We start from the raw sequence: 23,399 nt of genomic DNA, 5'->3' as shown, positions 1-23,399 counted from the left end.
TATCAGCCCCAAAGCGCGCGCAGAGGCGGGTGAACGCCCTCCGCGTCATAGTGCAAAGGTTCCGGTCGGTCTTCGGCCAAAAGCAATGGCCCGTCAAGGTCCACCACACGTGCGCCTTGAGCCACGATCACGGCGGGCGCCATCGCCAAAGATGTGCCGACCATACAGCCGACCATGATGCCATAGCCTTCGGCCCGCGCCGCCTTGCGCAGCTCCAGAGCTTCGGTGAGCCCGCCGGTCTTGTCGAGCTTGATGTTGATCACATCATATTTGCCCTTGAGATCCGGCAGGCTCGCCCGGTCGTGACAGGATTCATCGGCGCAGACCGGAAGGGGTCTCTCAATCTCCGCCAACATATCGTCCCGCCCCGCGGGCAAGGGTTGTTCCACAAGCTGCACGCCAAGCCGCACCAGATGCGGCGCGAGGTCTGCATAGACCTCCGCGGTCCAACCCTCATTCGCATCGACGATAATCTTCGATGTCGGCGCGCCGCGACGCACCGCCTCAAGCCGCGCCATGTCGTCGGGCGTGCCGAGTTTGATTTTCAACAGCGGCCGATGCGCATGTTTGGCCGCCGAACGCTCCATTTCTTCGGGAGAGGCCAGCGACAGCGTGTAAGCCGTGATCATCGGAACAGGCGCTGGCAGATCGAGCATTTCCCACACCCGCCTCCCGGCCTTGGAGGCCTCCAAATCCCACAACGCACAATCGACCGCATTGCGCGCGGCGCCTGCGGAAAGCGCCTCTTGCAAGGTTGCCCGCGTGATGTCTTCGGGCAGGCCTTCGATCTCGGCGGCGACACTCTCGAGACTCTCACCATAGCGCGCATAGGGCACACATTCGCCCCAGCCGGTCTGATCACCCTCCGTGGCGCGCACCGTGATCACCTTGGCCTCGGTGCGCGATCCGCGCGAGATGGTGAACACTTCGGCCAGACGAAAACTCTCGGAGGCGACGGTCAGTTTGGGCATGGGATGTCCTGCGTTTGGTCCGTTTCGTAAAAAGGGCGCCCGAAGACGCCCCTCAATCTTAGAGTGCTGCCAAAGCATCGGCCAGACGGTCCGCGCCCTGACGGAACGGATCGACGGCGGGCAACCCCATTTCTTCCTCGACCTTGGCGAGATAGGCGAGCGCCTCCTCCTCGGACAGGTGCTGGGTGTTGATCGAGATGCCGACCACCTGACAGTCCGGGTTCGCCACTTTCGCGAGGTTGAGCGCCGTGTCCCGCAGCGCCTCAAGCGACGGAAGCGAGAACCCCGGCAGACCGCGCATATGTTCGCGGGTCGGTTCGTGACAGAGGATCAGCGCATCCGGCTGACCGCCATGCACCAGCGCCATGGTCACGCCAGAGTAGGAGACGTGGAACAGGCTGCCCTGTCCTTCGATCAGATCCCAGTGATCCGCATCGTTGTCCGGCGTCAGATATTCGATGGAGCCCGCCATGAAATCGGCGATCACGGCATCAAGCGGCACACCGTCGCCGGTGATCAGAATGCCGGTCTGGCCGGTGGCGCGGAAGGTCGATTTCATGCCCTTTTCGCGCATGGATTTGTCCATCGCCAGCGCCGTGTACATCTTGCCCACGGAACAATCGGTGCCGACGGCGAGGCAACGCTTGCCGGTCCGCTTCACGCCATTGGCGATCGGGTATTTCACAGACGGGATGCGCACGTCGTGCAGCGTCCGGCCAAAGGTTTTGGCGACGGCGACAAGGTCTTCTTCCTCGCGCAGCAGGTTGTGCAGGCCGGAGGCAATGTCGAACCCCTCTTCAAGCGCGTCGATCAGAACCTTTTTCCACGCCGGGCTGATCACGCCGCCGCGGTTAGCCACACCGATGACCAAGGTTTTGGCCCCCGCCTCTTTCGCAGCCTTTAGGTCCATGTCGGGCAGTTTCATATCAGCCTTGCAGCCTTCCATGCGGAACTGGCCGAGGGCGAATTCGGGGCGCCAATCCTTGATCCCTTGCGCCACTTTCGCAGCCAGTTGGTCAGGGGCGTCGCCGAGGAAAAGAAGATACGGTGTTTCGATCATGGTGCAGCACTCCGGTTGCGTTTGTCCCAGAGTGACCGAGATTCGATGCAAGGTGCTTCGGATTTTGCGTCAGAGAAGTTGACGGAATGGGAGATTATCCCATTCAAATCATATATTTTGGGATATTAATTGCTAAGTTCAGTAAATAAGCAGTTTGAAAACTTTATTTAATGTTCTGTCGCGGGATATGCCGCAGGCGCAAAAACCTCCTTGCCACACGGCACGCAAGATAATAACAATGCATTCGACATTTTGGAAATATCATTGCGAGAGGAGCGCCAATGTCCTTCCGACTCCAGCCCACCCCCGTGGACCGCCCGAACCGCTGTCAGCTGTTCGGCCCCGGATCGAACACCAAACTCTTCCCGAAAATGGCCGCCTCCGCAGCGGATGTGATCAATCTCGACCTCGAGGATTCGGTCGCGCCCTCCGACAAGGACGTGGCCCGCGCGAATATCATCGAGGCGATCAACACGATTGACTGGGGCAAGAAAACGCTGGCCGTGCGGATCAACTCGCTCGACACGCCCTATTGGTATCGCGATGTCGTGGACCTCTTGGAACAGGCGGGTGAGCGGCTCGATCAGATCATGATCCCGAAAGTGGGCTGCGCCGAAGACATCTATGCGGTCGACGCGCTGGTCACCGCCATCGAGCGCGCCAAGGGCCGCACGAAAAAGATCAATTTCGAGGTTATCATCGAATCCGCCGCCGGCATCGCGCATGTCGAAGAGATCGCAGCCAGCTCTCCGCGTCTCGTCGCCATGAGCCTTGGGGCGGCGGATTTCGCGGCCTCGATGGGCATGCAAACCACCGGCATCGGCGGCACGCAGGAGAATTACTACATGCTGCACGGCGACACGCGGCATTACTCCGACCCGTGGCATTGGGCGCAGGCCGCCATCGTCGCCGCCTGTCGCACGCACGGCGTTTTGCCGGTCGACGGGCCGTTTGGCGACTTCTCCGATGACGAAGGCTACCGGGCACAGGCGCGGCGCTCCGCGACGCTGGGCATGGTCGGCAAATGGGCGATCCACCCGAAACAGATCGCGCTGGCCAATGAGGTGTTTACGCCGTCTGAAGAGGCCGTCACCGAGGCCCGCGAAATCTTGGCCGCGATGGAACAGGCCAAAGCCAATGGCGAAGGCGCGACCGTTTACAAAGGCCGTCTGGTCGACATCGCCTCGATCAAACAGGCCGAAGTCATCGTGGCGCAGGCCGAATTGATCGCCAAAAGCTAATCCCCTCTGTTAATCCCCTCCGTCCGTGCGGGGAGGCACGGTCGTTGAGGCGATAACGCCCCGAGGCTTTGGCTTCGGGGCGTTTCTTTTCGCAGATTTGCGAGCCTGCGAGACTGCAATCCCCAGCGTATTTTCATGCTGAGTTGCACCCGCGCGTGAAAATAGCCATATACGGGGTCGAAACCGTTCGGAGGTCCGCATGACTCACTATCTCGAATTCGAAAAACCCTTGGCCGAGATCGAGGGCAAAGCCGAAGAATTGCGCGCCTTGGCCCGCAGCAACGAAGAGATGGACGTCGAAAAAGAAGCCGCCGCTTTGGACAAGAAAGCCGCGGATATGCTCAAGGACCTCTACAAAGGCCTGACCCCTTGGCGCAAATGTCAGGTTGCGCGCCACCCGGACCGTCCGCATTGCAAGGACTATATCGAGGCGCTGTTCACCGAATATACACCCTTGGCGGGTGACCGGAATTTCGCCGATGACCATGCGGTTATGGGCGGTCTGGCACGCTTTGGCGACCAGCCTGTCGTGGTGATCGGTCAGGAAAAAGGCCATGACACCAAATCCCGCATCGAGCGCAATTTCGGCATGGCGCGCCCCGAGGGCTATCGCAAAGCCATTCGTTTGATGGATTTGGCCGACCGCTTTGGCCTTCCGGTCATCGCGCTGGTCGACACCCCCGGCGCCTATCCGGGCAAGGGCGCGGAAGAGCGTGGCCAATCCGAGGCCATCGCGCAATCCACCGCGAAATGTCTCAAACTGAAAGTGCCTATGATTTCCGTGATCATTGGCGAGGGCGGCTCTGGCGGCGCGGTTGCTTTTGCGTCATCTAACAAACTCGCGATGCTCGAACATTCGGTCTATTCGGTGATTTCGCCCGAAGGCTGCGCCTCGATCCTCTGGAAAGACGCCGAGAAAATGCGTGAGGCCGCAGAAGCGCTGCGTCTGACCGCGCAGGATTTGCAGAAACTTGGCGTGATCGACCAGATCATCCCCGAACCGCTGGGCGGCGCACAACGCGACCGTGAAGCGACAATTGCCGCCGTGGGCAAGGCCATCGAGGCGATGCTCGCCCCGCTGCAAAAGAAAAAGCCGGAGACCATCCTCAAGGACCGCCGCAAGAAGTTCCTTGAGATGGGGTCAAAAGGGCTGGCTGCGTAAATCTGACTTTCGAGTATTTGATCTGCAATGAAGAGGCCGTGCGATTTGCGCGACCTTTTTGTGTCACCACATGCTTTTGGCGGCGCGTTCCGGCCATTCTTCGTCATAGGCCTTGCCGCCGACCCGACCGTCAGTGAGTGCCGCGAGGATTTGGCCAACGCTGGGCAGACCCTCGCTGTCGTCGCGCCCGTCCCAAAGAGCGGCGCGCATCAGGGCGCGGGCGCATTGGGTGTAGATCTCCTTGATTTCAAAGACGATGACGGAGCGGGGATGTTTGCCGTTCACCTCAAAGGATTGGCGCAGATCGTCGTCCAGCGTCACGAAAGCCCGCCCGTTGATCCGCACCACATTGTTGGAGCCGGGCACAAAGAGCATGAGAGAGGCGCGCGGGTCGCGGACGATGTTGCGCAGACTGTCGATGCGGTTGTTGCCCATCCAGTCGGGCAGCGCGAGCGTGCCGGGGTCCAATTCGCGCAGCACCGGCTCTTTGTCACCACGTGGTGTGGCGTCCGTGCCCTCCGGGCCGACGGTGGACAGGATGCAAAAGCGGCAGCGGTCCAGCCAGACACGAAACTCCGGCGTCATGCGGCGCGCGATCTTGTCGGTGGCGGCAGGCCCCGGTGTGCCGTAGAGAGCTTCGAGGGTGGAGATATCTGTGACGTATTTCATCATGCCCAGCATCTAGCGCAACAAGATCACTGATCTATGACGTTTTGACCGGCCCCTCAAAGCCCGCCTCGGCCATCAACCGATCCGAGGCCGCCTCGACGGTGGTCTCCAGCTCTGCCATCACCTCTTTCATCTCGCGCCCCGCTTCGATCCGGGGCAGGAATTCCACCACCGCAAGGCCGGGTTTGCGGTAAACACCATGACGCGGCCAGAACACGCCAACATTGGTGGCGGCGGGCACGAGCGGCTGTTCGGTCTGCTCATAGAGCACCCCGGTGCCGATTTTATAGGGCAGATGCGCGCCCGCCGCGACACGGGTGCCCTGCGGGAAAATGATCAGCTGACCGGGCAGAGAGGCGCCGGATTTCACGTCCGCGATCATCTTTTTGATCGCCTGCCCACGCTTGCCGCGATCCACGGCGACACAGCCGATGCGCTTGGCGTAATATCCGACGATGGGGGTCCAGACGAGTTGCTTTTTCATGATGAATTTCGGACGCGGCACCGCCGAGACGATCAAAATGATGTCGAAAAAGCTTTGATGTTTGGCACCGATCAAAACCTCATCGGTGGGAACTTCGCCCCGGATTTCGGATTTGAGCCCCACGAGCCAGCGCGCGGACAGGCGCACCCAGTGGCAATAGGTGCGGCAGGCGAGATAGGCATAGTCGCGTTTGAGGATAGCCAGAGGCGTGAAGACAATCGCCAAAAGGGCCATAGCCAGATACATCTGGATCACGAAGATCAGGGACAAAATCCACTGGATCGGATAGGGCATCACATCAGCCTTCTCAGAGTTTGGGTCGCGGCCACCCGCGTGGCGACAAAGGCCACGAGCGCGGCCAGAACGGGGATCAACAGAGGCCAGAGCCATTGCATCCCGGAAAAGCCGAGCCCCGTCAGGAAGCCGCCGGCCTCATCGGCGCTCGGCAAAAGCGCGACGGCGATCATTCCGAAGACCGTGCCAATGACAGCGCCGGAGAATCCGCGAAAGGTGAAGCGACGCACAAAGGCACTGGCAATAAAGCGATCCGTGGCACCGACGAGACGTAGAGTGCGGATCACCTGCGCCGTGGCGGCCAGAGCGGCATTGGCGGCCAGAGTGATCATGCCACCGGTGACGCCCGCGATCAACAAAAGGGACACTATCCCCAAAAGCCGCAGACGCTCAGCGGCGCGTACAAGAGGCCGACGCCAACGGGTGTGATCGTCAAGCACGGCACCGGGAGCTTCGCCCGCCAGACGCAAGCGCAGGCCCTCGGCATCGAAGCCATCAGAGGTCTCCTGCACATCGATCAGCACCGGCAAAGTCAGCGTATCGAGCGGCAGATCGGGGCCAAACCAAGGCTCCAACAGGGCGGTCTCTTCCTCGGCGGTCAAGAGCCGCGCTTCACGCACGCCCGGCGTGGTTTCCAAAACCTTGAGCGCAGCGTCGGTTTGCGCCTCGATCTGATCGGCGGGGGCCGAAATGCGCACGGTAGACCCACGGGCAAGTTCGGTGCCCCAGCGATCTGCCAAACGCCCCGTCGCCATGGACAATGCCAGCGCGAAGACCGCGAGAAACCCCATGGCCGCCGCCGTGATCACGGTCAGCTGCGCCGTAAACCCGGAGGGCGGCACGACGCGACCCGAGGCACTTTCGTTGAAATTCAGGAAGGACAAGAGAAAGGATTTCACAGATCCGCCCCCGATTGTTGGATGCGGCGATTGGAAATCCGCAACACGCGGGCCTGCACCTGCGCCTTGGCCTGACGAATGAGATGCAGGTCATGGGTGGCGATCACCACGGTTTTGCCCATGCGATTGAGTTCAATCAGCAATTGCAACAGACGCAGGGACATCTCCCAATCGACGTTGCCGGTGGGTTCGTCCGCAAGAATGATCTCAGGCGACATGATCACGGCGCGCGCAAGTGCGGCACGTTGACGTTCGCCGCCGGACAATTCGGGCGGACGCGCCTTGGCCTGATCCGACAAGCCGACCCAGTTCAATAGATCGTCCAAATCCCGATCATCGCGCTCCCGGCCCGATACGGACAGCGGCAAAGCGACATTGTCGGCAAGATTCAAATGGTCGAGAAATTGGCAATCCTGATGCACAACCCCGATCCGACGGCGCAGTTCCGCAACCTCATCGCGTTCCATCTGGCGAGTGTCTTCGCCAAAGATCGACACGCGACCGGCGGTAGCCTCAAGCTCACGGTAACACAGTTTGAGAAAGGTGGTTTTCCCCGCGCCCGACGGCCCGGTCAGGAAATGGAACGACCCTGGCGCCAGCGTCAGGGACATTTCTGTCAAAAGCTCTCGCCCACCGTAGCCGTAGCCTGCATCATGAAACTCGATCACATGTCACCTCTGCGAACCCATCCCGTTTAGCGTCGCTTCTTCGCGACAGTTTTGCCTCACTGGTCAAAACCTTTCAATGCAACTGTCGCAAAAACATGGACAATCTTCCTCTGAACGTTAAGAATCCCGAAAAACAGCGCGGTTATGCTTGGGGGAGCACGCGCATATCTGTGCGGCAGGGGAAGAAATGCGGTTAATTTGTCCCAATTGCGGAGCTCAATATGAGGTCGATGCGCGTGTCATACCCGACACGGGCCGTGACGTGCAATGTTCAAACTGCGGGCACACCTGGTTTCAGAATCCTGCGCATATGGACAATGAGCTGGCCGATGAGCTTGGCTATGAAGTGCCGCAGGAGGACGACGCTCTTGCGGACAGTGCAGACGCCGAACCTGAGGCGCCCGAGTTTGATACGGCGCCCGAACCGGAGGCCGAAGCTTACGAAAGCGAAGCCGACATTGAGGATGCTGTCTCGGCGCTGACACAGGCCGAGGCCTTGCCCGAAACGGAGCCTGAACCCGAAGTCGAACCGGCCCCTGTAGAGAGGGCCATCGCGCCAGAGAGTTTTGAGGCCGATGAGGTCGACCCAGTCGAGGCACCTGTCGAACCGACGTTCGAAGAGGATGATGAGGACGAACCCGAAGCCGCCGCGCAACCGGGCTCTGCTCTGAAGGACAGCGTGCGGGACATCCTGCGCGCCGAGGTCGAATTCGATCAGTCTATGCGCCATAGCGAAGGCGAAACGTTAGAAACCCAACCCGATCTCGGGCTGGAAGAGCCGGCACAGGACGCGGCCAAGAAAAGCCTGCGTGATCGCATGGCGCGTCTGCGCGGGTTGGACCCGTCGGACCCCGGCATCATCGCCGGTGGCGTCGCGGCGGCAAGCGGCAAGCGGCGTGATCTTTTGCCCGACATCGAGGAAATCAATTCAACGCTCAGCGCCGCGTCCGAGCGGGACGATGATGGCACGGTCCCTGACGAGGACACCCGTCGCAGCCGTGCTGAACGTTCGGGATTTCGCAGTGTCTTTTTGACGCTGGTGCTGACGGCGGTGGTGCTTGTGGTGCTGTATCTGCTCGCGCCGGTGATTGCATCCAAAGTGCCCGCTCTTGCGGGCGTGATGGAGTCCTACATCATTCTGGCGAATGGCTTCCGCGGCTGGCTGGATCAGCTTCTCTCTGGTGCCAGCGCGCGTTTGACTGCGCTCTTGGGCCAGATCAGCGGCACTTAAAACGCCTCAGAACTGATCGAGCAGGCGATTGAGGTAATCGCGCTCTTCCGCTGTGCGCTCTCGATCCTCGGTGCGGCGACGGATTTCGTCCAAAAGCTCCTCTGCGCGACGATAGACATCCTCGCCTTCGTAGAATTCATCGTCGGACCCAAAACGCCCCGTGTCACCGGGTCTGCGCCCCAAGGGATCACGTCCCTGCGGCTCGCCGCCCGCGCTGCCTTGGCCGTCTTGGCCCTCTTGATCTTGTTGCTGTTGCGCCTGCTGTTCCCCAAGCTGACGCATGCCTTCACGCAACGCTTCCATCGCCTCGGCCTGACCGTCGAGCGCGCCGGAGAGATCGCCCTCACGCAGCGCCCGCTCGGCCTCTTCCATGGCACGATCCGCACGATCCAAAGCCCCACCGAGACTGTCTTCGCCGCCGCCCTGCCCGCTGGGAAGATTGCGGCGTTGCTGACGCAGCGCATCGCGCAGGGCCTGTTGCCGTTCGGACAGCGTGCCTTGATCCCGGCCAGATCCTTCGCCTTGGTTTTCACCCTGGCTCTGGCCTTGGCCTTCTGAGCCGCTGTCCTGACCAGACGGAGCATCTTGGCCCTCTTGGCCCTGGCCTTCTTGACCCTGTCCTTCTTGACCCTGTCCTTCTTGGCCCGGCTGATCCTCGCCAAACTGGTTTTGCAGATCGGAAAAGGTGTCGTCATTCAGCTCCTGCTGATCGCGCAGCGTGTCTTGCAGGCCTTGCATGCCCTGATTGCCTTGGCCGCCCTGCCCCTGGCCTTGCGTCACCCGCATGTTCTCCAGCATTTCGGCCAACATATCCATGAGCTGCTGCGCCTCGGCCATGCGGTCCTGCTCCATCAGCTCCTGAATGCGGTCCATCAATTCCTGCAACTGATCCTGCGTGATCTGTTGGCCTTGATCCCCCTGATCCGGCATGTCCGTGCCGTCGTCTTCGGGGCCCTGCTGTTCGGCGAGTTGCTGCATGTAATCGCGGGTCGCCTCGCGCAGCTCCTGCATCAGCTCTTCGATCTCTTCGGGCGTCGCACCGTCGCGCATCGCTTGGCTCAGGCGCTCCTGCGCACGCTGCAGACGGGCCAGCGCCTCTTTCAACTCGCCATCTTCCAACTCAAGCGCGATGTCCCAAAGCGTCTCAGCGATGTCCTCGACCTGCGCGTCGCTCAAAAGCCCGTCGCGCCCTTCGATTTGACCGATCACCTCACGCAGGCGGATGTAGCTTGTCATCTCGTCGAACATTTCGCTCGGATTGACCGAGACCGCGCGCAGCACCTGCGCCGCACGCGTCGCATTTTCACGGTTCCACAAAAGTTCACGCCGCTGATCCACGATCGCCGCCGCCAGCGGGTCAAAGAACCGACGCGTCGGCAGGATGCTCTCCGCGAGAGCCGCCGTGCTTTCCTGCCCCGCCTCGTCCCAAGCGCTCAGCGACAGGCGCACGGGCAACCCCGCGAAAGGATGCTGGGCAAGGTTTTCCGCGATCAGCCCCTCGATCTCGCGACGATCCCCGGTTTGCGGCAGCATGACAGGCACAGAAATCTCATCGCGCGGTTCGGGCGGCAGGACATAGCCATATTGCCGCGCAGTCGCGTCGAGATCGCGGGTGATGGTCAGGATGGCGCGGCTGATGCCGAAATCATCGGTGAGGCGGAAATCTTGTCGCGCTTCGCCCGACGGCGCGCGGGTCATCGGCCCCGTGAGTTCGGCCACGGGGGGCGTATCGGGCTGCAACGCCACATCCCAAAGCCGCCCCGTGGGGCCGTCGATCTCGATCTCGCCGGGCTGTTCGATCTGAAAATCGGGGCGATCTGCGGGCGCATCGCCGGACACGGTTTCGCGCAGGGTCAACACGCCGTCTTCGCCATAAAACCGCAGGGTCACATCGGCGCCTTTCGGCACCTCGAAATTGGGATCGAGGTCGCCCAGATAAAGCGTCGGTTTGCCGGAGTAGGCAGGCGGGCGCACCCAGCCCTCCCAAATCGGCCCCATCGCGACCTCAGACCCCGTGTCGCCGAGATCGGTGACGGAGCCCATCCGCTCAAACGAGCCGAACACAAGCCCCATGCCCAAGGTCGTCAGGGCGATGAGCCTGAACGCAAACGGGTCGCGCGGCGCAAGATTGAGCGTCGGGGCGACAGCGCGGATCGGGGCCAGCCTTTGGATCATGCGATTGCGGTGGGCGGTCCAGATCGCCTCAGAGGCCGTATCGCCCGCGCCGACCAGCGCGTGATCGGAAAGCGCCTGCAACGGTCGCCCCGGCAGCTGCGCATCGACGCGCGCCGTGGCCTCTCCCCGTGTCGGAAGCCGTAAACGGCGTAACCCGAAGACAAGAGACAAGATGAGTGCAAGGCCAAAGACAGCGAGCACAGACCAAAGCGCCCAAAACGGAAGCGCGTCTTGCACGCCCAACATGGCAAGACCCGCCGCGAAGACCACGAGAGAGAAAGCCGGCCAGAAGGCCTGCGCCAGACGCTCGACGACGAGCCCCGCCCCGGTCGCACGCAGCGCAGTGGACACGCGCCGCGCAAGCGGGCGGTCGAGTGTCTCCGTCAGGTGTCGAGCTGGGTCGCGGTCAGGTTCCATGCATCTCGATTCGGCGGTTCAGTTTTCGTTCAAAACACCCGCGCCGAACCGCGCAGACGTCAGAGCCACACAGGGATGCTATCGCGATTTATCATCTCGTCATAGGTCGGACGCGGCCGGATGACAGCGAATTGATCGCCTTTCACCAGAACCTCCGGAATGAGCGGACGGGAATTATATTCCGACGCCATCACCGCGCCATAAGCGCCCGCGGAGCGGAAGGCGACCAGATCGTCTTCGCTGAGCTTCGGCATGTTGCGCGCCTTGGCAAAGGTATCACCCGTCTCACAGACTGGACCGACGATATCGATCGGCGCCTGTTCGGCGGCAGCTTCCGGTTCCACGACCGGAATGATGTCGTGATAGGCGTCATACATCGAGGGGCGCACGAGGTCGTTCATCGCCGCATCGACGATCAGGAAATCACGCCCCTCGCCATGTTTGAGATAGATGACGGAGGACACGAGAATGCCCGCGTTGCCGGAGATCAGACGCCCCGGCTCGATCTCGATCTCGCAGCCGAGATGCCCGACCGTGCGTTGGATCATCTCGCCGTACTCAATGGGCAGCGGCGGCGCTTCGTTGGAGCGTTCGTAGGGAATGCCAAGCCCACCGCCCAGATCGAGACGGCGGATGTTGTGGCCATCGGCGCGCAGCGTCTCGGTCAGTTCCGCCACCTTAGTGAAGGCCTGCTCGAACGGCTCAAGCTGCGTCAACTGCGAGCCAATATGTACATCAATGCCGACCACGTCGATGCCGTCCATCTTGGCGGCGCGGGCGTAGACCTCACGACAGGTGGCAATCGGGATGCCAAATTTGTTCTCGGATTTGCCGGTAGCGATTTTCGCGTGGGTCTTGGCGTCGACATCCGGATTGACGCGCAATGCGATGGGGGCCTTAACGCCCAACGCGATTGCCACCTCGTTCAAAGCCTCAAGTTCCGGCTCGCTTTCGACGTTAAACTGACGAATGCCACCTTCCAAAGCCTGACGCATCTCGGATCGCGTCTTGCCAACGCCCGAAAACACGATGCGCTCGCCCGGAAGACCCGCCGCTTTCGCCTTGAGATATTCGCCAATCGAAACCACATCGATGCCCGCACCCAGCTCGCCCATGAGTTTCAGAACGGCGAGGTTCGAGTTTGACTTCATCGCGAAACACACGAGGTGATCCATCCCCGACAGCGCCTCGTCGAAGAGGGTGAAATGCCGGGTCAGCGTGGCCGTGGAATAGACGTAAAACGGCGTGCCGACCTGGGCTGCGATTTCGGACACGGGGACGTCTTCGGCGTAAAGCACGCCGTTCTTGTAGAGGAAGTGATCCATAAGTGGTGGTCTTTCGATAAGCGTGTCCGACGCAGGACTTTAGTTGGCCGGGAAATGGATATTGATGGAGGTATCCGTGAAGCCGCCGCCTTTCGAATTCACACCCACAGTGGTCGACATGCCGACATCCGGTTTCACCGGCTCGCCAGCCACACCACAGGCGGAAAGCCCAAGCGCCATCATCAAAGACATTACAACGCGTTTCATCCGAGCACCTCTTTCCAACGCTTGATCTGAGCACGCACCTGTGCGGGCGCGGTCCCCCCGTAGCTTGTGCGAGAAGCGACAGAGTTTTCAACCGTCAAGACGTCATAAACGCCCGTCGTGATGGCTTCATGAACGGAATTCATCTCTTCAAGGCTCAAATCCGGAAGATCGACACCTTTTTTCTCCGCCATGGCGACGAGCGCGCCGGTGACATGGTGCGCATCGCGGAACGGCAGACCAGCCTCACGCACCAACCAGTCGGCGAGATCGGTCGCGGTCGAGAAACCAGAGGCAGCCGCAGCCCGCAGATTGTCGATGTTGGCGGTCATGTCGGAGACCATGCCGGTCATCGCAGCCAGAGCCAGCATCAGGTTGTCGGCGGCATCGAAAACTTGCTCTTTGTCTTCCTGCATGTCCTTGGAATAGGCCAAGGGCAGGCCTTTCATCACCGTCATGAGGGCGACATTGGCGCCAAAAATCCGCCCGATCTTGGCGCGGATCAGCTCGGCGGCATCGGGGTTTTTCTTTTGCGGCATAATAGAAGAGCCGGTCGAGAAGCGATCCGAGAGCGTCACAAAGCGGAACTGAGCCGAGGACCAGATCACCAACTCTTCGGCAAAACGCGACAGGTGCATGGCGCAGATCGAAGCACAGGACAGGAACTCAAGCGCAAAGTCGCGATCCGCAACGGCATCGAGCGAGTTCGCGGTCGGGCGATCAAAGCCCAGCGCCTCCGCCGTCATGTGGCGGTCAATCGGGAAGCCCGTGCCCGCAAGGGCCGCGGAGCCCAGCGGGCTTTCGTTCATGCGGGCGCGGGCGTCTTTGAAGCGCGACAGATCGCGGCCCAGCATTTCGACATAGGCCATCATGTGGTGGCCCCAGGTGACGGGTTGCGCGGTCTGAAGATGCGTAAAGCCCGGCATGACCCAATCGGCGCCTTTGTCTGCCTGAGCGATCAAGGCCCGGATCAGCGCCTCAACGCCAGCGATGGCGCCGTCGAATTGATCACGTGTCCAGAGCTTGAAATCGGTGGCCACCTGATCGTTGCGCGAGCGCGCGGTGTGCAGGCGCCCGGCGGCCTCGCCGATGATCTCTTTGAGGCGGGACTCGACATTCATATGAATGTCTTCGAGTGCTGTGGAAAAGGTGAACTCGCCCGCTTCGATCTCTGACAAAACCGTGAGCAGGCCTTCCCGAATGGCCTCGGCATCGGTATCAGTGAGGATGCCCTGTTTGGCGAGCATTGCCGCATGGGCGCGAGAGCCTGCGATGTCTTGGGAAGCCAGCCGTTTGTCGAAATCAATGGAGGCGTTGATCGCTTCCATGATGGCGTCAGGTCCGGCAGCGAACCGGCCGCCCCACATCGCGTTTGATTTCTTATCGGTCATGGACGTGTCCCGCATGTTGAAAAAGCTGATTGTCGCCACCCTTTATACGGCCCTGAGCCTGGGTGCAATTCCTGCCACCGCGCTCGACATCGAGGCCGCGATGGCTCTGCGCGAAGGCAGCATGCAGAAATTAGGGTTCCATACGGAGCCGAAAGAGGTCAGTGCGCTGGCCTTTACGGATCTTGACGGCAATGAAGAAACGCTTGCGGAGTATCAGGGGCAGTATGTGCTTTTGAATTTTTGGGCCACGTGGTGCGCCCCCTGTCGCAAGGAAATGCCCGCACTGGATGCGCTATCTGCGGAATTCGGCGAACGCGGCCTGACCGTCTTGCCGATTGCCACAGGTCACAATCCCATCCCGGCCCTGAAAAGCTTTTTCGAGAAGGCAGAAATCAAGACACTCCCCCTGCGCGTCGACGCGAAAGGCGCCATGGCGCGTGAGATGGGAGTTTTGGGTCTGCCCGTTTCGATCCTGATTTCCCCCGAAGGAAAGGAGATTGCGCGCATGACCGGTGATGCGGAGTGGTTTTCCCCCTCCGCTCAAGCGCTCATGACATATGTTATCGACGCGCCATAGTCGCCTGATACTGTAGTGTCCCGTTGAAACTGCGCGGCATCGCCGCTTCGACCAATGTTTTGATTTTATCGGCAAGCTCCAGAATCTGCTCCAAAGTCCTGTCGATTTCGACATGAAATGTGTCGAGTTGATCGATGACCGGCGTCAGAGAGACCGACTGCGCCCCAAGGCGCCCCGCCTCCACCCGGCACAGCACACGGATCGAATCCAACCCGGTCACCAACTGTCGCAGGTCCTTGGCGGACCGCGTCAAAGCGGTCACATCATTGAAAACGGACATCAAAACTTGTCCCGCCTCAAGCGTATACTCATCCAGAAGCTTGGTCAGAATTTCCACTTCTTGCTGAAATCCATCTTTCTCCGTGCCGCGGGACAAAGCCTCCGAGGCGACGGTTTTAACCTCTCGCTGAAGACGCGAGGCCGCCATCATGAAAAGCCCCTGATACACCCGCAAGATCACGGATTCAGAGAGGCTTTTGTTTTCGGTTTCGACCCGAAACCCGCCCAGATGGTTCGTCACCTCATCGGACATCAGCCGGTAATTCTGTGAAATGGCAGAGATCGGCCCGCCAGCGGGTTCCAATCGTGACGCCACGATTCGCATATTCGATGGAATTCCACGAATTTTCGCAAAAGACGCGAACAGGGATTGCTGTTGTTCATCCAAAGATTTCAGCGTCGGCAGCAGGTTTTTAAGACTTTGCAGGCGACCGTCCTCTGCACGTGACAGCGCATGATCGCGGGCATGCATTTCCTGAGCAATCGCATATGAGCTAAAGGCACCATAGCTCGGAAACCCCATCTCCTGCAGTTTGGCCCGGATCGCAGCGGCACTTTGTTCAGGCGTAAGGCCCTCTTGTTCTTCTAGTTTCAAAATTTCGGCATAGGCGGCCTTGGCACTGTCGAACACTTTCGACGTCGGCTTCAGCCGCACGGAGACATAGCCGCCCTGAATTGGGGAAATGATGGCATAGACCCAATAGTACCGGCCATCTTTGGCCCGATTTTTGACATAGGCCCCTGTGGCCAGCCCCTTTTTGATTCGCTCCCAGAAAATGTAAAAAACGCCCTTGGGCATATCCGGATGACGAATGATCTTATGCGGCGCGCCAACGAGTTCCTCCCACGAGTATTCGGACACCCGACGAAAGACCTCATTGCCGGCGGCGATCACACCGCGTTCGTCCGTTCGCGAAAAAAACAGCTCTTCGATTTCAAATGGAGCTTCGTCTTTATGTGCAGCAAAGCTGGTTGTGGAATATTGGAGCGACATGTCAGTTCCCATTGTCCTGTTTGCAACAGAGAACCAAAGCTTGCTTTCTATCTGGTTAAGTTCGACGGCCCAGCCCAACATTTCTCATGAAAAGACGTCTCTTCTACAAATGCGCATTCCCGACAGGTTGCTGCGACATATTGAACCGACAATTCTAAGTAAATCTGTCTCATATTGTGCCGATCACTGCACTTAAAGACAAAAAGTCATAAATCTCAAAGCTTTAGGTAATTGATAAGCTATTTACGAAATTTCTCATAAAAACCTGCAATTTACCCGCCGTTATCCCAAACCGTTCAAATTAAAGACTGGAATGCGAATGCGATACAAGGTGACGGGATGAACGACTCTTTCTATGACCATAACGATTTGGGAAGCCCGCTGTCCGCAGCGATTGCGAGCCGGGATCGGAACACCATGGAGATGGTTCAGGAGGCCTTGCGCAAAAAGCAGGTGATGCTGGCCTATCAACCCATTGTTCAGACCTTGCGCCCGGATCGTCCCGCCTTTTACGAGGGCCTTGTCCGCGTGCTCGATAAAACCGGACGCGTGATTCCCGCCCGCGAATTCATTGATGTGGCCGAAACCACCGAGACAGGCCGCGTGCTCGATTGTCTGGCCCTCGAACTTGGCCTGCGCGCCCTCGACGAACATCCCGATCTGCGCCTGGCGATCAATATGTCCGCGCGCTCCATTGGATATCCGCGCTGGAAAGAGACACTTGCGGCGGGACTAGCCAAGGGGCCGACCATTGCGGAGCGTCTGATTCTCGAAATCACGGAAAGCTCAGCCATGGTCATGCCCGATCTGGTGTCTGTTTTCATGTCGGAGTTGCAGGCAATGGGTATCTCATTTGCCTTGGACGATTTCGGCGCTGGCTACACGGCCTTTCGCTATCTCAAGGAATTCTATTTCGACATCGTGAAGATCGATGGTGAGTTCATTCGTGGCATTGCCTCGAACCCGGACAACCAAGTGCTCACTCAGGCGCTGGTCTCTGTCGCGAAACATTTTGACATGTATACAGTCGCCGAATTCGTCGAAAACTCTGCGGATGCAGAATATCTGACGGAAATCGGCATCGACTGTATGCAGGGTCACTATTTCGGTGCGGCGACCATCGACCCGGTTTGGCGCAATCGCGACGAACAACGGAAAGCGGGCTGAGTATAGACGTAAAAACGGCGGCAAAGCGCCTCAGAGCCTTGATGAAGGTTGATTATGCTGCGGACGCAGCATAGACCTGACGCGGGGAGTCGAGCAACTTTGTTGCAAATTTCACGCCCTTTGGGCAATCTCCCCTTGAAGCAATGGGAGAGAGATTGTCACCATGACCAACGTCGTTATCGCATCCGCAGCACGGACCGCCGTCGGAAGTTTTTCCGGCTCCTTCGCCAACACCCCAGCCCATGAGCTTGGCGCCTGTGTCCTTGAGGCGCTTGTGGCGCGTGCGGGCATTGAAAAAGGGGAAGTGTCCGAAACCATCCTCGGTCAGGTTTTGACCGCGGGCCAAGGCCAAAACCCGGCCCGCCAAGCCCATATCAACGCTGGCCTGCCGCAGGAATCGGCAGCCTGGAGCATCAATCAGGTGTGCGGCTCCGGTCTGCGTACCATCGCTCTCGCCGCACAGCATATCATGCTGGGTGATGCAGAGATCGTCTGCGCGGGTGGTCAGGAAAACATGTCCCTCTCCCCCCATGTCGCCAACCTGCGCGCGGGTCACAAGATGGGCGATATGAAGTTCATCGATTCGATGATCAAGGATGGCCTCTGGGATGCCTTTAATGGCTACCACATGGGGATCACCGCTGAAAACGTCGCCAACCAGTGGCAGATTTCCCGCGAAATGCAGGATGAATTCGCTCTCGCCTCGCAAAACAAGGCCGAAGCCGCCCAGAAAGCGGGCAAATTTGCGGATGAGATCACGCCCTTTACTGTGAAAACCCGCAAAGGCGAAACGATCGTCGACCAAGACGAATACATCCGTCACGGCGCCACCATTGAAAACATGCAGAAACTGCGCCCCGCCTTTGATCGCGACGGCTCGGTCACCGCAGGCAACGCCTCCGGCATCAACGATGGGGCCGCCGGTGCGCTTTTGATGTCCGCGGAGAACGCCGAGAAACGTGGCATCAAGCCGCTCGCCCGCATTGCGTCCTACGCCACCGCCGGTCTCGATCCGTCGATCATGGGTGTCGGCCCAATTTTTGCCTCGCGCAAAGCGCTCGAAAAAGCCGGTTGGAAAGCCGAAGATCTGGACCTCGTCGAGGCCAACGAAGCCTTTGCCGCTCAGGCCTGCGCTGTGAACAAGGATATGGGTTGGGATCCGGCCATTGTGAACGTCAATGGCGGCGCTATTGCCATCGGCCACCCGATTGGGGCCTCTGGTGCGCGCATTCTCAACACCCTGCTCTTTGAAATGCAGCGCCGCGACGCCAAGAAAGGTCTCGCCACACTCTGCATCGGTGGCGGTATGGGTGTTGCCGTCTGCCTTGAGCGCGATTGATCCATGAGGGGGCCGTCATGGCCCCTTCATCTGCTCTTGTTAGGCTGATCCGACGGGATGAGAGAAAATATTCCGCAACTGCATAAGCAATATTGTTGCGATTGAGAAATATTTTAAGTAACAAGATTTCCAAGAAAACAGTGATAAGGAGGATATCATGTCGAGAGTCGCTCTTGTGACCGGGGGATCACGCGGGATTGGCGCAGCCATTTCCATGGCTTTGAAAGAGGCGGGCTACGCCGTGGCCGCGACCTATGCCGGCAATGACGAGGCAGCCGCAAAATTCACCGAAGAAACCGGCATCAAGACCTACAAATGGTCGGTCGCTGATTATGACGCCTGCGCCGAAGGCATCGCCATGGTCGAAGCAGATCTCGGTCCGGTCGACGTTCTGGTGAACAATGCCGGCATCACCCGCGACGCGCCGTTCCACAAGATGAGCCGTGAGCAATGGCAGGAGGTCATGGACACCAACCTGTCGGGCGTGTTCAACATGACCCACCCGCTCTGGCCCGGCATGCGTGAACGCAAGTTTGGCCGCGTGATCAACATCAGCTCGATCAACGGTCAAAAAGGCCAATTCGGTCAGGCCAACTACTCCGCTGCGAAAGCCGGTGACATCGGCTTCACCAAAGCACTGGCGCAAGAAGGCGCGCGTGCGGGCATCACCGTGAACGTGATCTGCCCCGGTTATATCGCGACCGAAATGGTCATGGCCGTGCCGGAAAAAGTGCGCGAGTCGATCATTTCGACCATCCCTGTGGGCCGTTTGGGCGAACCGGAAGACATCGCGCGCTGCGTTGTGTTCCTGGCCTCCGATGAGGCGGGCTTCATCACCGGCTCGACCATCACGGCGAATGGCGGGCAATACTTGGCCTGATCGGGACTGCAAACGCCATAAGCGATTGGGGCTGCATGAGTGCGGCCCCTTTTTTATTGCTCTCCCGGTAAAATCCGCCTTAATCGCCGACATGACCAAAACCACTGCCACTGCCATCGGATTTATCGCAGTCCTGCTTTGGGCGCTTTTGGCCCTGTTCACCGTCGGCGCACGAGAAGTGCCCGCGTTGCAACTCAATGCGGTGTGCTTTGCCATAGGCGGCGCGATCGGGGTCGTTTGGACCACCGTCAGCAAACGCTGGCATGAGCTGCGCGATGTGCCTCTGTCGATCTATGCCTTTGGCACCGTGGGGCTTTTTGGCTACCACTTCCTCTATTTTTCCGCCCTCAAAGCCGCGCCCCCCGCCGAAGCCGGGTTGATCGCCTATCTCTGGCCTTTGCTGATCGTACTGTTTTCGGGACTTTTGCCGGGGGAACACCTGCGCCCGCTACATCTGGTGGGCGCTGCGGTGTCCTTCCTTGGCGCCGCGCTCATCGTTGCGAAAGGCGCCTCGTTTGCCGGGGACTTTACGCTGGGCTACCTGCTTGCGGCGGCCTGCGCGCTGACCTGGTCGAGCTATTCGGTGATTTCGCGCCGGTTTCAATCGGTGTCGAGCATGGTCGTCACGGTCTATTGCCTCGCCACGGCCGCGCTGTCCCTGATCGCACATCTGGCGCTGGAGGACACAGTCTGGCCCTCGACCCAACTTGGCTGGGCGAGCATGATCGCGCTCGGGCTTGGGCCCGTCGGTGCCGCATTTTATGTCTGGGATATCGGGGTGAAGCGCGGAAATATCCAGCTTTTAGGCACCGCATCCTATGCCGCGCCCTTGCTGTCCACGCTTGTTTTGGTCGGCGCGAAGATCGCTGAACCCCGCGCCACCTTGATTGTATCGGCCCTGCTGATCACAGCGGGCGCAGGGCTGGCCGCCTATCAAAGCCGCCAGTCCCAATCCTAAAGCGCCTCAGGTCGTGGAAAGACGGGCAATTTCTTCTTTGATACGGAGTTTCTGTTTCTTCAGATCGGCAATCCGAAGGCCATCGGAACCTGGCGAACGCTGGGCGTGTTCGACGGCCTCCGAGAGGGATTTGTGCTTTTTCTTCAGTTCCTCGATGTGGGACGTCAAGCTCATGTCTTCTCCTCTCTGTTAAGGTACAGCTTTGTAAAAGCTATGTAACAAGTGCACCATAGATTTTGAGTCGTGTCACGGTCTGTTTTTGGAACAATGTGACGCATGGATGGTCGCATGCGAAATATTGCCAAAACCTTAATGTGACCACGGCAAGGAAGCGCCATCTCGCAAAATCGTTAACACATCGTCAGCGTAGCTCTCGCCATCGTGTTCGTGACGCACGCCTTTGTGCATCAGAAGGGCTGGTTCGAGGACAAAAGCGGCCCGACCGCCTTTGCGCGCCTGAACCAGAACCAGTTCGGCGGCCCGACCGACACGGGGCTGGACCGGGCGCACCCGGATCGAACCCAAGCGACCCTCCATCGCGCAGATCAGCTCCGGCAGGCGATCCGCTTTCTGGATCATCGTCAGATAGCCCTTCGGTTTGAGCCGCCGCGCCGCCACATCGACCCAGTCCCCCAAAGGCGTCTCTCCGGCCAAAGCCAGATCACGCCCGGCATCCTCGGCCGCCGTCGAGCGGCTGCGCTCGTAATAGGGCGGGTTGGCGATGACGTGATCAAAACTCTGGGCGCGCAGCTCTGACGGCAAATGCCGTAAATCTGACGTAAAAACAGTGAGATCGGCGCGGTTTTCCTCGGCGTTCCGGCGCGCGAGATCGGCGTAGAAAGGTTGAATCTCCACACCAGTCAGGCGCAGATTTTCAACGCGGGCGTGCAGGCACAAAGAGGCGACCCCTGCCCCACAGCCCAGCTCAAGCATGCTTTCACCGGGTCGCGCAGGCGTGGCCGCGGCCAAAAGCACAGGATCGACCCCGGCACGATACCCTTTGACGGGTTGATGGATGTTGAGCAGACCACCCAGAAAAGCGTCACAGCTCAGATCGGCTGTCGTGCTCACAGATCCTCCAATTCGAAATCATTGTCCTTGAGTATGCGCCGCGCCTGAGTGAGGTCTTCGTCGCGCACCATGAGACGGCGCGGCAAAATGCCGATGCTGCCCTCAAGGACGCTCATATGGACGTCCATTTCAAAGCAGTCTATATCCTCCCCGGACAGAAGGGCTTTGGCATAAACGATCTGGGTCGGGTCGGTGGTGCGGAGAAGCTGTTTCATCACATTGATTTAACGGCAGTCCGAAAGGTTTGTCGAGCAGAGCAAGCGGGGGATCGCACATGGGGCTGGAGAAAGTGGATCTGGAGAAAGCTGCCGTCAAGCCGCATGAGAAACTGGCCCTGGCTTTGGCGCCGGAATTGGACGCAGTGAATACGCTGATCCGCGAGCGCATGTCCTCGAAACACGCGCCCCGCATCCCCGAAGTGACCGCGCATCTGATCGAAGCAGGCGGCAAGCGCCTGCGCCCGATGCTGACGCTGGCGGCGGCGAAGGCCTGTGGATATGACGGTCCCTATCACGTGCATCTCGCTGCGACTGTGGAGTTCATCCACACGGCAACGCTGTTGCATGACGATGTGGTGGACGAAAGCGCTCAGCGTCGCGGGCGTCCGACGGCCAACCTGTTGTGGGACAACAAATCTTCGGTTCTGGTCGGGGATTACCTTTTCGCGCGCGCGTTTCAGTTGATGACAGACGCGGACAACATGCGCGTGCTGCAAATCCTGTCGAACGCCTCGGCGACGATTGCCGAGGGCGAAGTGCTTCAGCTCACCGCAGCGCAGGATTTGAAGACGGATGAAAACATCTACCTGCAAGTCGTGCGCGGCAAAACCGCAGCACTGTTTTCCGCGGCAACCGAGGTCGGTGGCGTTCTGGCCGAGGCCGATGAGACGATGGTCAAAGCGCTGTTCGACTATGGCGATGCGCTTGGGATTTCTTTCCAGATTGTCGACGACCTTTTGGATTACTGGGGCTCGGAGCAGACCGGCAAGAACATCGGTGACGATTTCCGCGAACGCAAACTGACCCTGCCGCTGATCAAGGCGATCGCCAAAGGCGACGATGAAGAACGCGCCTTTTGGGTGCGGACGATCGAGAAGGGCAAGCAGGAAGACGGCGATCTCGACCATGCGATTGCTCTGCTGAACCGTCACAACGCGCTGAAAGACACGCGTGACGTGGCGTTGGAGTGGTCCGCGAAAGCCAAGGACGCGCTCAAGGCCCTGCCCAATGGCGAGATTGTCGAGATGCTCTCAGACATCGCAGACTACGTGGTCGCCCGCGTCCGCTAAGGGAGCGATTACTTGACGAAACGGAGCGCCAAGGCGCCAGTTTCGTCGCTGATCCATTGCCGCGACTGGACGATCTGACGACTGCCGCGTTCGATCCAAAAGAAATTGACGAAATCCGTCTCACCGTTGCGGCAGGTCTCTAAGAACAAATCCGTATTGGCGGTGTAGGCCTCGCTCAGCTGCACGGCATCCTGTTTTTGGAATTCCACGTCGCAGCGGAAGGCAAGCGTGCGCGCCTGATTGTCGCCGTCGAGACGGGTGACGAAATGCTCCGTGATCCGATTTTGACCCGTTTTGAGCGCAGCCAGTGTCTGACGCGCATCCCCGGCCATCTGATCATCGCCAAAGCCACGGGTCGCGATGATCATGCCATCGACCATCCCCAGAGACAGGTTGTCCGGAGAGACCCAGGTGGATTCACCTTTGGCATTGGTGGTTTGCCGGGCGAACAACGTATAGGCGTTCTCCTGCGTTTGCAGCGAGCCGATATAGGTTGGCGCATTGGCGTCACGCGCAGCCACAAAGGCGGCATTCGGCTCGGCCTCATCGGCGCCTTGAAAATAGTCCTTGAGCAAGCGGCTGCCCTCAGGATTGGAGGAACAGGCCGCCAAACCCACCAAAAGAACAGCAACAAGAGGGATGCGGCGCAACATGT

At 59.5% G+C, this 23,399-nt stretch carries 24 protein-coding genes and 1 pseudogene; 10 read left to right on the top strand and 15 right to left on the bottom strand.

The window, feature by feature from the left end; genetic code table 11:
• Window positions 1–2 precede the first annotated feature (2 nt).
• The gene (gene dgcA, locus ACN0X0_RS11305) at window positions 3–971 is read right to left on the bottom strand and encodes an N-acetyl-D-Glu racemase DgcA (protein WP_417279237.1); all 969 of its coding nucleotides are present in this window, start codon (window positions 969–971) and stop codon (window positions 3–5) included.
• A 58-nt stretch (window positions 972–1,029) separates the two neighbouring features.
• A complete protein-coding gene (gene dgcN / locus ACN0X0_RS11300) occupies window positions 1,030–2,031 on the bottom strand; it encodes an N-acetyltransferase DgcN (RefSeq protein WP_417279236.1) in 1,002 nt (333 codons plus the stop codon).
• Window positions 2,032–2,312: 281 nt separating this feature from the next.
• Here dgcN and ACN0X0_RS11295 point away from each other — a divergent pair, with 281 nt between their 5' ends.
• The gene (locus tag ACN0X0_RS11295; protein ID WP_417279235.1) at window positions 2,313–3,272 is read left to right on the top strand and encodes an L-malyl-CoA/beta-methylmalyl-CoA lyase; all 960 of its coding nucleotides are present in this window, start codon (window positions 2,313–2,315) and stop codon (window positions 3,270–3,272) included.
• A gap of 199 nt (window positions 3,273–3,471) precedes the next feature.
• Window positions 3,472–4,434 carry an acetyl-CoA carboxylase carboxyltransferase subunit alpha gene (locus tag ACN0X0_RS11290; protein ID WP_226554580.1) on the top strand — a complete coding sequence of 321 codons (963 nt, stop codon included), beginning with the start codon at window positions 3,472–3,474 and terminating at the stop codon, window positions 4,432–4,434.
• Window positions 4,435–4,497: 63 nt separating this feature from the next.
• Here ACN0X0_RS11290 and ACN0X0_RS11285 read toward each other — a convergent pair whose 3' ends face one another.
• The 4 genes from ACN0X0_RS11285 to ACN0X0_RS11270 are packed head-to-tail and all read right to left on the bottom strand — an operon-like array spanning window position 4,498 to window position 7,448.
• Window positions 4,498–5,103, bottom strand: coding sequence for a pyridoxamine 5'-phosphate oxidase family protein (locus tag ACN0X0_RS11285; protein ID WP_417279328.1), 606 nt, complete (start codon window positions 5,101–5,103; stop codon window positions 4,498–4,500).
• A 34-nt stretch (window positions 5,104–5,137) separates the two neighbouring features.
• On the bottom strand, window positions 5,138–5,881 hold the full coding sequence (locus tag ACN0X0_RS11280) for a lysophospholipid acyltransferase family protein (RefSeq protein WP_417279234.1): 744 nt from the start codon (window positions 5,879–5,881) through the stop codon (window positions 5,138–5,140).
• On the bottom strand, window positions 5,881–6,780 hold the full coding sequence (locus ACN0X0_RS11275; RefSeq protein ID WP_417279233.1) for a cell division protein FtsX: 900 nt from the start codon (window positions 6,778–6,780) through the stop codon (window positions 5,881–5,883). The genes ACN0X0_RS11280 and ACN0X0_RS11275 overlap by 1 nt, the downstream gene beginning before the upstream one ends.
• Window positions 6,777–7,448 (bottom strand): cell division ATP-binding protein FtsE, encoded by a 672-nt coding sequence (locus ACN0X0_RS11270; RefSeq protein WP_226554576.1) that lies wholly within the window; start codon window positions 7,446–7,448, stop codon window positions 6,777–6,779. Before ACN0X0_RS11270 ends, ACN0X0_RS11275 begins: the two co-directional genes overlap by 4 nt.
• Window positions 7,449–7,635: 187 nt before the next feature.
• On the opposite strand from ACN0X0_RS11270, the pseudogene ACN0X0_RS11265 reads away from it, so the two are divergent.
• Window positions 7,636–7,692 (top strand): annotated as a pseudogene (locus ACN0X0_RS11265) (MJ0042-type zinc finger domain-containing protein); the annotation flags it as partial.
• Between the two features lie 66 nt (window positions 7,693–7,758).
• Entirely contained in the window at window positions 7,759–8,679 is a 921-nt protein-coding gene (locus ACN0X0_RS11260; protein ID WP_417279333.1) for a hypothetical protein, read from the top strand.
• A 6-nt stretch (window positions 8,680–8,685) separates the two neighbouring features.
• Here ACN0X0_RS11260 and ACN0X0_RS11255 read toward each other — a convergent pair whose 3' ends face one another.
• From ACN0X0_RS11255 to argH, 4 genes are read right to left on the bottom strand one after another with little or no spacing between them, the layout of a single operon-like run.
• Window positions 8,686–11,271, bottom strand: coding sequence for a DUF4175 domain-containing protein (locus ACN0X0_RS11255; protein ID WP_417279232.1), 2,586 nt, complete (start codon window positions 11,269–11,271; stop codon window positions 8,686–8,688).
• Window positions 11,272–11,330: 59 nt separating this feature from the next.
• On the bottom strand, window positions 11,331–12,596 hold the full coding sequence (lysA, locus tag ACN0X0_RS11250) for a diaminopimelate decarboxylase (RefSeq protein ID WP_417279231.1): 1,266 nt from the start codon (window positions 12,594–12,596) through the stop codon (window positions 11,331–11,333).
• Between the two features lie 39 nt (window positions 12,597–12,635).
• Window positions 12,636–12,803, bottom strand: coding sequence for an argininosuccinate lyase (locus ACN0X0_RS11245; protein ID WP_226554573.1), 168 nt, complete (start codon window positions 12,801–12,803; stop codon window positions 12,636–12,638).
• Window positions 12,800–14,191, bottom strand: a complete 1,392-nt coding sequence (gene argH / locus ACN0X0_RS11240; RefSeq protein WP_417279230.1) for an argininosuccinate lyase — start codon at window positions 14,189–14,191, stop codon at window positions 12,800–12,802. The genes ACN0X0_RS11245 and argH overlap by 4 nt, the downstream gene beginning before the upstream one ends.
• Window positions 14,192–14,204: 13 nt before the next feature.
• On the opposite strand from argH, the gene ACN0X0_RS11235 reads away from it, so the two are divergent.
• Window positions 14,205–14,768 carry a TlpA disulfide reductase family protein gene (locus tag ACN0X0_RS11235; RefSeq protein WP_417279229.1) on the top strand — a complete coding sequence of 188 codons (564 nt, stop codon included), beginning with the start codon at window positions 14,205–14,207 and terminating at the stop codon, window positions 14,766–14,768.
• On the opposite strand, the gene ACN0X0_RS11230 is transcribed toward ACN0X0_RS11235, so the two are convergent.
• Window positions 14,752–16,041, bottom strand: coding sequence for a PAS domain-containing protein (locus ACN0X0_RS11230; RefSeq protein ID WP_417279228.1), 1,290 nt, complete (start codon window positions 16,039–16,041; stop codon window positions 14,752–14,754). The two genes, ACN0X0_RS11235 and ACN0X0_RS11230, sit on opposite strands and share 17 nt — an antisense overlap.
• A 339-nt stretch (window positions 16,042–16,380) precedes the next feature.
• On the opposite strand from ACN0X0_RS11230, the gene ACN0X0_RS11225 reads away from it, so the two are divergent.
• From ACN0X0_RS11225 to ACN0X0_RS11210, 4 genes are all read left to right on the top strand, one after another.
• Window positions 16,381–17,208: an EAL domain-containing protein gene (locus ACN0X0_RS11225; RefSeq protein ID WP_417261260.1), complete on the top strand. Its 828-nt coding sequence runs from the start codon at window positions 16,381–16,383 to the stop codon at window positions 17,206–17,208.
• A gap of 163 nt (window positions 17,209–17,371) precedes the next feature.
• Window positions 17,372–18,547, top strand: a complete 1,176-nt coding sequence (locus ACN0X0_RS11220) for an acetyl-CoA C-acetyltransferase (RefSeq protein WP_417279227.1) — start codon at window positions 17,372–17,374, stop codon at window positions 18,545–18,547.
• A gap of 157 nt (window positions 18,548–18,704) precedes the next feature.
• Complete coding sequence (locus ACN0X0_RS11215) at window positions 18,705–19,427, top strand: beta-ketoacyl-ACP reductase (protein WP_417279226.1); 723 nt, start codon at window positions 18,705–18,707, stop codon at window positions 19,425–19,427.
• Between the two features lie 91 nt (window positions 19,428–19,518).
• Window positions 19,519–20,385 (top strand): DMT family transporter, encoded by an 867-nt coding sequence (locus ACN0X0_RS11210; protein ID WP_417279225.1) that lies wholly within the window; start codon window positions 19,519–19,521, stop codon window positions 20,383–20,385.
• Window positions 20,386–20,391: 6 nt separating this feature from the next.
• On the opposite strand, the gene ACN0X0_RS11205 is transcribed toward ACN0X0_RS11210, so the two are convergent.
• From ACN0X0_RS11205 to ACN0X0_RS11195, 3 genes are all read right to left on the bottom strand, one after another.
• Window positions 20,392–20,559: a YdcH family protein gene (locus ACN0X0_RS11205; RefSeq protein ID WP_226554566.1), complete on the bottom strand. Its 168-nt coding sequence runs from the start codon at window positions 20,557–20,559 to the stop codon at window positions 20,392–20,394.
• Between the two features lie 135 nt (window positions 20,560–20,694).
• Window positions 20,695–21,456, bottom strand: a complete 762-nt coding sequence (locus ACN0X0_RS11200; protein WP_417279224.1) for a tRNA1(Val) (adenine(37)-N6)-methyltransferase — start codon at window positions 21,454–21,456, stop codon at window positions 20,695–20,697.
• Window positions 21,453–21,671, bottom strand: a complete 219-nt coding sequence (locus ACN0X0_RS11195; RefSeq protein ID WP_417261265.1) for a DUF2007 domain-containing protein — start codon at window positions 21,669–21,671, stop codon at window positions 21,453–21,455. The genes ACN0X0_RS11200 and ACN0X0_RS11195 overlap by 4 nt, the downstream gene beginning before the upstream one ends.
• 59 nt (window positions 21,672–21,730) lie before the next feature.
• Between ACN0X0_RS11195 and ACN0X0_RS11190 the strand changes: the two genes are divergently transcribed.
• Entirely contained in the window at window positions 21,731–22,744 is a 1,014-nt protein-coding gene (locus ACN0X0_RS11190) for a polyprenyl synthetase family protein (protein WP_417279223.1), read from the top strand.
• An 8-nt stretch (window positions 22,745–22,752) separates the two neighbouring features.
• On the opposite strand, the gene ACN0X0_RS11185 is transcribed toward ACN0X0_RS11190, so the two are convergent.
• Window positions 22,753–23,397, bottom strand: a complete 645-nt coding sequence (locus ACN0X0_RS11185) for a YjbF family lipoprotein (protein ID WP_417279222.1) — start codon at window positions 23,395–23,397, stop codon at window positions 22,753–22,755.
• Window positions 23,398–23,399: the final 2 nt, after the last annotated feature.

The sequence above is a fragment of the Celeribacter sp. genome (assembly GCF_048270365.1).
GTDB lineage: Bacteria > Pseudomonadota > Alphaproteobacteria > Rhodobacterales > Rhodobacteraceae > Celeribacter.
Note: the sequence above shows the minus strand (reverse complement) of the source record. Positions and strands in the feature narration are given on the sequence as shown.